The sequence below is a fragment of the Streptomyces sp. NPDC005799 genome (assembly GCF_040630525.1).
Classification (GTDB): domain Bacteria; phylum Actinomycetota; class Actinomycetes; order Streptomycetales; family Streptomycetaceae; genus Streptomyces; species Streptomyces griseorubiginosus_B.
The window spans coordinates 42,450-52,243 of the sequence record NZ_JBEXXQ010000068.1 but is presented as its reverse complement, the minus strand read 5'-3'; the positions used below and the strand labels follow the sequence as shown (position 1 = coordinate 52,243).

Annotated in this window: 11 protein-coding genes and 1 pseudogene; 3 read left to right on the top strand and 9 right to left on the bottom strand. The window is 68.2% G+C overall.

The window, feature by feature from the left end:
* Window positions 1-393 precede the first annotated feature (393 nt).
* Window positions 394-630 (top strand): helix-turn-helix transcriptional regulator, encoded by a 237-nt coding sequence (locus ABZ453_RS43615; protein ID WP_359024419.1) that lies wholly within the window; start codon window positions 394-396, stop codon window positions 628-630.
* Window positions 631-1,732: 1,102 nt separating this feature from the next.
* Here the strand turns inward: ABZ453_RS43615 and ABZ453_RS43610 are convergent.
* Window positions 1,733-2,914, bottom strand: coding sequence for a helix-turn-helix transcriptional regulator (locus tag ABZ453_RS43610; protein WP_359024417.1), 1,182 nt, complete (start codon window positions 2,912-2,914; stop codon window positions 1,733-1,735).
* 425 nt (window positions 2,915-3,339) lie between these two features.
* Between ABZ453_RS43610 and ABZ453_RS43605 the strand changes: the two are divergent.
* Window positions 3,340-3,639, top strand: a pseudogene (locus ABZ453_RS43605) (transposase family protein); the annotation flags it as partial.
* A 211-nt stretch (window positions 3,640-3,850) separates the two neighbouring features.
* Complete coding sequence (locus ABZ453_RS43600) at window positions 3,851-4,546, top strand: ISAs1 family transposase (RefSeq protein WP_359024415.1); 696 nt, start codon at window positions 3,851-3,853, stop codon at window positions 4,544-4,546.
* 797 nt (window positions 4,547-5,343) lie between these two features.
* Here the strand turns inward: ABZ453_RS43600 and ABZ453_RS43595 are convergent.
* The 8 genes from ABZ453_RS43595 to ABZ453_RS43560 form a co-directional block, all read right to left on the bottom strand.
* Window positions 5,344-5,982 (bottom strand): HAD family hydrolase, encoded by a 639-nt coding sequence (locus ABZ453_RS43595; RefSeq protein ID WP_359024413.1) that lies wholly within the window; start codon window positions 5,980-5,982, stop codon window positions 5,344-5,346.
* Window positions 5,983-6,117: 135 nt separating this feature from the next.
* On the bottom strand, window positions 6,118-6,795 hold the full coding sequence (locus ABZ453_RS43590) for a collagen-like protein (protein ID WP_359024411.1): 678 nt from the start codon (window positions 6,793-6,795) through the stop codon (window positions 6,118-6,120).
* On the bottom strand, window positions 6,792-7,124 hold the full coding sequence (locus ABZ453_RS43585) for a hypothetical protein (RefSeq protein WP_359024409.1): 333 nt from the start codon (window positions 7,122-7,124) through the stop codon (window positions 6,792-6,794). Before ABZ453_RS43585 ends, ABZ453_RS43590 begins: the two co-directional genes overlap by 4 nt.
* Window positions 7,125-7,175: 51 nt before the next feature.
* The gene (locus ABZ453_RS43580; RefSeq protein WP_359024407.1) at window positions 7,176-7,487 is read right to left on the bottom strand and encodes a hypothetical protein; all 312 of its coding nucleotides are present in this window, start codon (window positions 7,485-7,487) and stop codon (window positions 7,176-7,178) included.
* Window positions 7,488-7,543: 56 nt separating this feature from the next.
* On the bottom strand, window positions 7,544-8,473 hold the full coding sequence (locus tag ABZ453_RS43575; protein WP_359024405.1) for an N-acetylmuramoyl-L-alanine amidase: 930 nt from the start codon (window positions 8,471-8,473) through the stop codon (window positions 7,544-7,546).
* Complete coding sequence (locus tag ABZ453_RS43570; protein WP_359024403.1) at window positions 8,473-8,766, bottom strand: hypothetical protein; 294 nt, start codon at window positions 8,764-8,766, stop codon at window positions 8,473-8,475. Before ABZ453_RS43570 ends, ABZ453_RS43575 begins: the two co-directional genes overlap by 1 nt.
* Window positions 8,767-8,832: 66 nt before the next feature.
* Window positions 8,833-9,342: a hypothetical protein gene (locus ABZ453_RS43565; RefSeq protein WP_359024401.1), complete on the bottom strand. Its 510-nt coding sequence runs from the start codon at window positions 9,340-9,342 to the stop codon at window positions 8,833-8,835.
* Window position 9,343: 1 nt separating this feature from the next.
* Window positions 9,344-9,784, bottom strand: coding sequence for a hypothetical protein (locus tag ABZ453_RS43560; RefSeq protein WP_359024399.1), 441 nt, complete (start codon window positions 9,782-9,784; stop codon window positions 9,344-9,346).
* Window positions 9,785-9,794: the final 10 nt, after the last annotated feature.

The following is a 9,794-nucleotide window of genomic DNA, read 5'->3' as shown; positions in this document are numbered from 1 at the left end:
AGGGTGAGTGACGGGACTCGAACCAGTTTTCTAGCCATACTGTGACCTGCGGCGATGCTGAAAATCGGGACAAAAGCGTGCCGTTCGATGCTGTTCGGTGTCGCTCAATGTCGGCTACTGAGCCTCTGTTTGGCCGTGGCCACACGACCTTGGCGATCTCCAGCAGGCCACCCGCGGGGTGAGTAGGAAACGGCCTGTCCGCAATCTCCAGACATGACAGCGCCCCCGCACGGGGCGGGGGCGCCGCGGTCCCTCTCAACCGCCTGGGGAGCAGGTACGAGAGGGCCGTACGTGGAGGGGGGCGCTCCGCTTGGATCTCCACCCCACTCCAAGATCACATAAATTAGGGTCGACCCTAATCCTTTTCGATCATGACGTCGGGAGCGTGGACGCGTGCCACGTCCCACCCCGCCCGACGACCGGGTCATCGCCCGCCGCCGCCAGGTAGGGGAACGGATCCGCCACGTGCGCGAACACCATGACCTGACGCAGCTCGATGTCTGCGAGCGGTCCGGAATCGATGTCGCGACCTACAGCCGCATCGAGCAGGGCCACTCCTCGCCGCTCCTGGACACGCTGATCCGCATCGCTGACGCGATCGGCGTCCCGCTTGCCGACCTTGTGCGGTGACCCGCCGCCAGAGCATTGCCTCGGCGACGAGCCCCCGAGACGGCCGCCCCCGACGGGGGACGCGGGGGCGGCCGCCGCTTCACCCGCTGCTGGCCCGATCGGCGTCAAGGCTGGCATCGGGGAGCTCACCACGCTGTCTTGCTGTACGGATGACAGTGGCCGCAGGCCGATGTGCGAAGGCGTCCAGAGCGCGTCCATCAGGGCAGTACTGGCCGCCACCGCACCGGCGGCACTGGCGCACGTGGATGCCGTACACACGTCCGGCTTCCCGGGACGCGCAGGCAAGGCAAGCGCGGGGCAGGAACCGCTCGAGGTATCCGCGCACCTCGCCGATGCGCGGGCCGAGATCGATTGCGGCTTCACCGCTGCACCACACGCACACTTGCCCGTCTCGACGCGGAGCACCAAGGGTGGCCACGCGAGGCAGCGGAAGCATCTCCAACGCCGTCGACTCGACGGTCATGACGGTCACGGCCGGTACTCCCGCATCAGACGGATCAAGGCCAGCCCCGTGCTGCACGGGCGGCCACCCTGGTGACGGCACTCGTCGCAGCCCGGCGCATGCGCGTGCAGTTGTGCAAGCGCCGCTCTGTTCACACAGGCGCGGCCGCATGCCCGCGGGTACCAGGCCACGTCCGCGCCGGCCCGGGTCGCCGACTGAGCGCCGAGGTCCACAGCAGCGCCGTTACGGAGCGGGGCCCCGTCCCACACGCACGTGATACCGCGGACCTGCTGCTCAGTGAGACGTCCGATCGGGGGGAGCGTGAGCACAGCGAGCCGATCGGTCACGGCTGTGATGTCCTCGCTCACGACGCCACCGCCCCGGCCTTGCAGCCGCACGAAGCGATCTCCCACACACGGTCGCGCCCAGCTGCCTGCACACGCCCCGCCGGGCGCAAGGTCCGGGCGACGGCCCCGCAGTCCCAGCAGGCGCGGCCATGGAGACGTGCGATGCTCACCGGTCCTTCGACGCGAATCGGTTGCACGACGTCGACGTCGCTCATCCCCTGCTCCCATCTGCCTGTTCTCGCGGACAGACAGAGCATGGACCCGGGCAAGGGGCATAAGTGCTACACCTTGTAGCACCTGCCGGGAAGAGATCTCAGACGATGCCGATCCACTCGGCGAAGCTCGTCAGCGTCTCCGCGTCGGAACGCTTCAACCGTCGGAGCGTCGCGGCAGTCTCTCGAGCCCATGGGTGCTCCCGCGTGTGCTGGGGGGCAATCAACCGGGCGACTTTCAACGACTCGAAAGCGTCGTCCCCACGTCCCGCCCACAGTTGCGCGCGCGCCAGCTCGATCCAGAACCCGGACTGCCGCTCGGCGGGTAGATCGGTGGGAGGTGTCCACTCCTTCGCCACGTTCAGAGCCATCTGTACATGGTCTTGGCCGAGGCTCACGGCCACCGACACCTCGTGTGCCCGCACAGAGTCTGGACCGAAGGCCGTGCCGTTGTATTCGGCTTCGGGCAACATGTCGCCGAACTGTCGGGCCTCCTGCAGATGGGCGGTGGCGGCGTCGGCGTTTCCGGACCGGCCGGCGATTACGGCGGCCCTCATGTGCAGGGCGCCGCGGCTCGCGCGTGCGGCGCGACCGTTCGTGGACGGGCTGGCGTCGATCGCCTGCTCGAGGGCGCGCAGGCCTGCGGTGTGGGCGCGTGCCACGAAGAATGTCTCGGTGCGGACGTACGCTGCCGCGGCCTCCGTCAACGGATCTTCGGTCTGCTGGGCGGCCCACCGCATGAGGTCGACCAGCCGCGCGGACAAGTCACGGTACCCGTACTTGAAGGCCACGGCGTCTGCCGCGCGCGCGGTTGAGGCGACCAGCTGCGCGGCCTCCAAGCGGCCGGCGCCCGTTGAGTGGTGCAGGGTGCAGAGCACGTCGTCGAGGAGAACTGGCGCATGCTTGGCGATGCGGGCGTACTGGGCGCCGAGCCGCCAGTCCATCAGCTGCTGTACGGCGTCGCGTAGTTCAGGCAGTGGCCGCTCGGGTGCGTCGGTGGGGACGTCGTAGGAGGCGATCGCTGCTGAGATGGCGGGGATGGCGGCGTGCACGCGGCTGTCGGTGCGGGTGTTGCCTGTGACGATGCGGCTGGGGTCCACACCAAGGGCAGCTGCGATGGAGTCGAGGGTGTCATCGCTGGGTGAACGTCCGCCCCGCTCGATGGCGCGGATGGTTGCGTGAGAGACGAAGGCAACGCGGGCGAGGTCGGCCTGGGTCATGCGTTTCGCGCGCCGGAGGATGGCGATTCTCTGGCCTACCTCGCGCGGAGTGTTGGTGGGCATGCTGCTCCCGTTCGGTGCGTCCACTCCGAACCGTACTCGCACCCAAACGCAGCGTGTACGTGAACTGACTTGCCGAGGGGACGCGTGGACGCGGAGCGCACAACCCGGGAATCCCGGCAGAAGCGTTCGCTAACAACTCCTAGTGCGGGAGCGGATCCTCAGCGTCGACAATCTGGTAGTGAAGGCGCAAACCCATGCGGTTAGAGAACTCGGCAGCCAAAGATCGGGCTGATCGCCAGGCCCACTCGGCGCAGCCAGCACCAAAAGCGTGGTCAGGAAACCAAGGGGCATCAGCGCCCAGGGCGGTTGCAAGTTCCGGGATCGCGTAGATCGTCCGTGTGGGGCGGGGGTTGACGCGGTAACAGCACAGGCACGAGACCGGTGATCATCAGGGTGTCTACGCCAGTTGATCGCATTGAGGTCCCGTGCCTGCTGTTCCATCCTCCCCGATCTCTGCCGTCCTGGTGAGACTGGGGCCCCTTCACCCGCACGACACCGGCCGCCTGCGCGTCCACCTCCAGCGCGTACCCGACCCGCGGTCGCGCTGCGGGCGGTGGTATCCCCTGATCGGCCTGCTGCTGGTCTGCGCCTGCGCAGTCGTCTCCGGCGCCCGGACCATCACCGAGATCACCGAGTGGGGCCAGCGCGCCACCACCACGGTGCTGGAACAGCTCGGCATCCGCCCCCACCTGCCCGGACGCCGCCGCGCCCCGTCCCATGCCACCCTCACCCGGCTCCTGGCCGCCCTCGACGGCGATGTGCTGGACGACGTGATCGGCGCCTACCTGGCCGAACGCGACCACACCGGCGTCGCCATCACCGGCCCGGCGTCGCGGCCGGCGATCGCGGTGGACGGCAAGGCACTGTCCGGCTCCGCGCACCCAACCCAGCGCCGCCGTCACCCACGCCCCCACCATCACCCTGGCCCAGCGGGAGGTGGGGGCCAAGACCAACGAGACGGCAGCCTTCCGCCCGCTGCTTCAACCACTCGACCTGGCCGCCACCGTGGTCACCTTCGACGCCCTGCACAGCGTCAAGGACCAGGTGCGCTGGCTGGTGCAGGAGAAGAAAGCCCACTACATCGCGGTGATCAAGGACAATCAGCCGACCGCATCGGCCCAGCTCAAGGCCCTGCCGTGGGAGGAGGTGCCCATGGCGCACACCGTCTCCCAGGCCGGGCACGGGCGGCGGGAGTCCCGCTCGGTCAAGACCATGGCCATCGCGGCGAACCTGGGCGGGATCGCCTTCCCGGAAGCACGGCTGGCCCTGCGCATCCACCGGCGCCGCCAGGAGAGCGGCAAGCGGCAGACCCGGGAGACGGTCTACGCCGTCACCAGCCTCGACACCCACCAGGCCAGCCCTGCTGAGCTGGGCAGATACGTGCGCGGGCACTGGGGAATCGAAAACTCCAGCCACCACGTCAGAGATGTGGTGTTCGCCGAGGACGCCTCCACCGTCCACACCGGCAGCGCACCGCGGGCGATAGCCGCTCTGCGGAACCTGGCCATCGGCAGGCTGCGACTGCTCGGAGCCGACAACATCGCCAAGACCACCCGGGCCATCCGGGACGCACCCGAACACGCCCTCTGGATCTGGGGCATCACCGACAGCCCACTCCTACCGGGAACTTGAAGCCGCCCTGAACCCTCATGGGTACATATTCAGCCCGGAAGGTACTCCAGAAACCCTGAATTACGCGGAACACAGGTGAGGGCATTTGGCTCTATCTGCCGCCCAGTCGGGCTCATAAGATATTAATCTCCAAAACCGAGATGAGGGGAAAATATGCGACCGTCTATTAATCGGTCAAAAACGATTGCTGCTGTGGGTCTCGCGACGGCCGTCACGATATTGAGTGCAGGCGGCGCCGCTACTGCCGCCAACCTCCATGCTTCGGAGAGTATTGCGCCAGCTCCAATCCATAGTATCACCCAGCTCGACGATGCTACTCCCTGGTCTCCGAATGCAGCCAGCGTTTTGGGTAATTCCGTGGTCACATTCGGCACTACGGATCCAGACGTGCATGCTATCGAGATGTCTTGGGACGGCTCGAACGGTGCAGATCGGGACCTGTGCGTTGACGTCTCTGCTGGTAAACGCCCCATCTGGAACCTCGTTGGGGTTCTTGGCTCGCCTGCGACCGTAAAGGCCTCTTTCACGTCTGACTGCAATAATTATATAGATCGCTATGGGATACATGGCTTCCATTTGCCGAAAATTGCACAGCAAAATTTTTCAGTAATCACTACCCCAAGCGGATGGGGACCTCTCCCTTAGCCTCGATCCACCGGGCAATGGCCGGTCCAGGGCTTGGACATGAAGGCGCGGATGCAAGCGGTTCCGGATAGTTCGTTTCCCGCGCCTTCGGTGGCGGTGGTGACTGAAGTAATTAACCACCACGCGCCTCCACATCGTCTAGGTGTGAACGATCAGTCCTTGAGGATTGTCGTCAGCTGCAGCAGCGAGTCGATCCGCCAGTCCGCCGCCGCCACCACTTCCGGGTCGTCCGCCCACAGATGCCCCCACGGGCCGCGTCGGAGGTGCACCGCACGCAGGCCGGCCTCCTTCGCCGGGAACAAGTCGTTCGCCGGGTGATCGCCGACGTACACCGTCTCGTGCGGCGCGGCCTGAGCCACCTCCAGGACGCGCTGGAAGAACTCCGGCTGCGGCTTCGCAACTCCCCACTCACCCGACGTGACGATCAGGTCGGCCGGCAGTTCCAGGGAGCGCAGCAGCTGGGCGGCGCGCTCCGTTTGGTTGCCTGCGATGATGACGCGGATCCCATGCCGTCGGAGCCAGTTGAGCGCTGGCCGGACGTCGTCGTACAGGTCGCTCTCATCGAGAGCCTCACCATGGCCGCCAGCTTCCCGCGCCGCGCGCTCGGCTTCAATGTCGATTCCAGGCCGAGCGAGGCGGAGCGCGTCAGCGTTGTCGCGGCCTTGCGCCACAACTGCGCCGACCAGGGCCGAGAGCGTGTGGTGAGGGATCCCGAGCCAGTCGGCCCACAGCGCCCAGTACCGGTCATCTCTGGTGATCGTCTCGCCGACGTCGAACACGATTGTTTCCACGCCGCGAGCCTACGAGCCGATGGCAGACGGGATGACGAAAGGGCCCCCTCCCGCCGAGGCGGGAGGGGGCCCTTCTGCAAGTGCGATGGACCTTCAGACACACCCAGTGCCAAGGAGCTACGGAGGATGGAACCCTCACGTGTACTCGCGGCGTGTGGGGTCAAGGCCCGCGGCGAGCGGGCTGGACGAACCGCCGCCTGGTGGAGTGTCCGATGGGGTGGGGCTCGGGCTGTCGGACAGGCAGGTGTATCGAGGGTTGTCCGGGGCGAAGTCGTCCGCCCGGCGGCAGGTGTAGGTCACGCCGCCGTACTGCCACGTCCAGCTCACTGGCGGCTGTCCGGGAGCTCCGTCCTTGCCGTCCGTCCCGTTCGTTCCGTCCTTGCCCGGCGCTCCGGCCTCGCCGGGCGCTCCCGACGCTCCGGATGCCCCAGGAGAGGGGGTGATGGTAGGCGCGGCCTGGCCCGGCAGGCCCCGCGGACCGCGCGGCCCGGTGGCGCCGGTGGGGCCCGGGATGGGGACTGGGACCTTCGCGCGGTCGGGCAGGTTGTCGACGGCGCGTGACGGGTCGGGCGCTGCGGGGGTGCCGCCCCTGGCTGTGATCTGGGCGCGCAGCACGCGGACGTCGGAGGCCAGGGTGGTGACGGCCTCGCCCCTCCTATTGGCTTCCGCCTCGAGGGCATCCGCCCGGTGGGCTTCGGTGGTGATGCGCAGCCACACCAGGACGACCGCGCCGCCGAGGACCAGGAGCACGGCGGCCACGGCCAACGAGCGCCACCGCTGGGTGAGTGCGCTCTGTGCTTGTACGCGGGTCACGGGGGTTGCCCTCCCAGATCGGTGATGCGCTGCAGCAGCCGGGCCTTCTCGGCGGTGAGTTCGGCGATCTGCGTGTGCAGCGCGGCCTTGTCCGCCCGCTCGCTGGCGAGCTCGGCGTAGGCCGCGGTCAGGCGCTGCTCGGTCTCGGCGAGCTTGGTGACCGCGGCGTTCCGCTCTTCCTGCAGCTGGTTGACGAGCGAGTCGTAGGAGATGAGGACCTGGCCGGTGGCACCGACCCGGTTCTCACCCCGTTTACCGACGAGCGCGCCTATCGCTGCGGCCAGCCCAACGGCGATGGTCCCGATGGCACTGACGGTGGCAGCGTCCACGCGCCCCTCCTGGTGGTCGATGGTGAAGGCGGCCGTGGTCTGCGGCCGCTGTCACTCCGTGCGGGTCTCGCTGCGGTAGCCGGTCAGCGGGGGCAGGGCGTTGTCGACGTTCGGGTACTGCGGCGGCCGGGCCCAGCCGAGCAGGACGCCCGCGATGGTCTGCAGCTTGCTGCCGCGCAGCTTCGTTCCGAGGACCTCGAGCAGCCGGAAGGCCAGGTAGTAGGCGACGACCAGGACGAGGGTGACGACGTACGTCACCCGCTCGGAGTCGATGGTGATGCCGGCCTTGACCAGCAGGGTGAGCAGCCACCCAGCGACGAACGGGACGACGGTTCTCATGGTGGAGATGAACAGGGCAGGCATCGTGGCCTCTCTCTGTCGGTGGTGAACGGCGGCCGGGAGGCGCGCCGGGGGAAGGGTCAGGCGACGACGATGAACAGGCCGGTCTTCGAGCCGAGTGCGGCGAGGGACGTCTTGCCGGGGATGCCGTCGGCCTCAGCACCGCGGTAGCCGAGGTGGTACTGCCACTCGGCGTAGGCCGTGACGGTGGTCGAGCCGAACGAGCCGTCGCCGGCGTAGGTCTTGGCGAGGTAGCCGAGCTTGACCAGGGCGGCCTCGACGAGGTTGGTGCCGGCCATGTAGGTGACGTGGCCCTGCTTGGCGCCGGGGTCGGTCTGCGCCGCGGCGATGAGCTGGGACAGGTCGACGCGGGCCGCGCTCGGCTTGCTCGGCGTGGTGGGAGTGCCGCCCGCCTGCGGCTTGCTGGCGAGCTGCTTCTTCACGTCGGCGCGGAAGTTGTCCATGTCGAAGCTGGGGTCGATCTTTCCGGGCTGGACCTCCTTGTGCCCGGCGACCGACTTCTCCGTCCAGCCGTGGGCGCGGCAGATCGCGGCGGCCCACAGCACGGCCTGGCGGTACTGGGCGTCCGGGTAGGGGTCCTTGCCGGTGCCGAGGTTCTCGATCTCCAGGCCGTACAGGACGTCGTTGCCGTCGGCGTTGGCCTGGTCGTCGTGTGGCAGCGGCGAGGCCTCGGCGCGCAGGGCGTTGAGGACGTCGAGGTCGACCAGCCCGGCGTGGTTGGCGCGGCCGTTGGCGATCATCCACAGGCCGTCCGCCTTGCCCAGCCAGGCGTGACACAGTGGGCCGGGCAGGTCCGATCTGCCGTTGTAGCAGATCTCCTTGTCGTTGTGGCCGGCGGTGTGGTGGATCAGTACGCCGATCACGGGACCGAAGGTCTTCCCGGTGGCGCCGTCGCGGTTGTGGGTCTTCCAGCTGGCGTGCTCGTGCACCGTGAGGCCTTCGGCCTTCAGTGCGGCGAGCATCTGCGTGGCAGTGAGGGGGGTGGCCATCAGGCGCTCGCCGCCTCGTCAGCCGGGGTGAAGTCCAGGTAGTACTGCTTGCCCGGCTCGAAGCTGACGGCCGGGTTGTCCACCTGGATCTTCAGCTCGCCGGACGGCGTGTACTTGGCGTACCGCTGGTCCTCGGGGATCGACGTGTCGTAGACGGCGTTGAAGCGGAAGGTGCGTGGCCAGGTCTTCTCACCGGTCGGCTCCGGGCTGCCGCTGTCGTAGCGCATCACGTCGACGGGCTCGGGGCTGGTCTGTTCGACGCTGCGGCACAGGAACTTCGCTCGCACAGGCATGGTGATCTCCTCCAGAAATGACGAAAGCCCCGGCCAGCAGGCGGGGCGTACGGGGGGTGGCGTGGGTCAGGAGGCGGCTTGGTAGCTGCCCCATACGCGGACGATGTCGCTGGCCGCGAGGGTCCAGGGGGCGGATGCGGTCCAGGCGTCCCAGTCGCCGGCTGTGCTGGTCGACGCGAACCAGATCGTGCTGGTGTTGACCGCGTTGTTGGTGAGGGGGATGGCGCCCATGATGAAGTTCTGGGTGCCCGTCCGGGAGACGCTGGCGTTCAGCGCGGTGCCGCCCGAGACGCTGGCCCCGGTGACCGGCAGGGTGAAGTTCAGGTTCCCGCTGCCGAACGTGGTGGAGGAGCCGACCGTGAGAGTGAGGCTCATGTGCACGGTACGGCCGATCTTCATGTACTGGCCGGTGAGCGTGCCGTTGCCCAGCACGGGTGCGGTACCGCTCGATCCCAACGTCGGCGTGTAGGGCGTCCAGGCGCCGAGGACGGTGTTCCATTGATCGCGGATCTCCTGGTTCATCAGCGCGGCGGAGACCACCTCACCGACCACCCACGTGCGCGGGGCGAACGTCACCTCACACCACCTTCTTGGGGTCCGGCGGGTCCGGGATCGGCGGCCCTGCGGGCGGGTTGGGGTTGGCTGGGTCGACGTCGCTCCACCAGTTCCGCAACGCCGGCTTGAGCCCCATCAGGCTCGCCTCGACGGCGGCGGCGTCAGCAGGGAAGGTGATCCCGCACCAGCCCCAGCCGCACTCGGTGCAGGCGTAGCGCGGGTCTGCCGGCGAGATGACGGCGGCTGATCCGCAGCTGCTGCAGTCGGCGATCCACCGGTTCTGGTTGATCCGCGCGAAGTAGACCTCGTCGACCGGGTCCTCGGGCGGGGTGGCGCGGCGGCCCATCCTGACCTCGTACCAGCGCCACACCAACTCGGCGGCGGGGACGCCCGCCCAGGAGTCGGCAGGCATGTTGGGCGGCGGCGTGTAGAACGTCTCGGCACGCACAACGGCGATGGCCACGGCAGTGCCC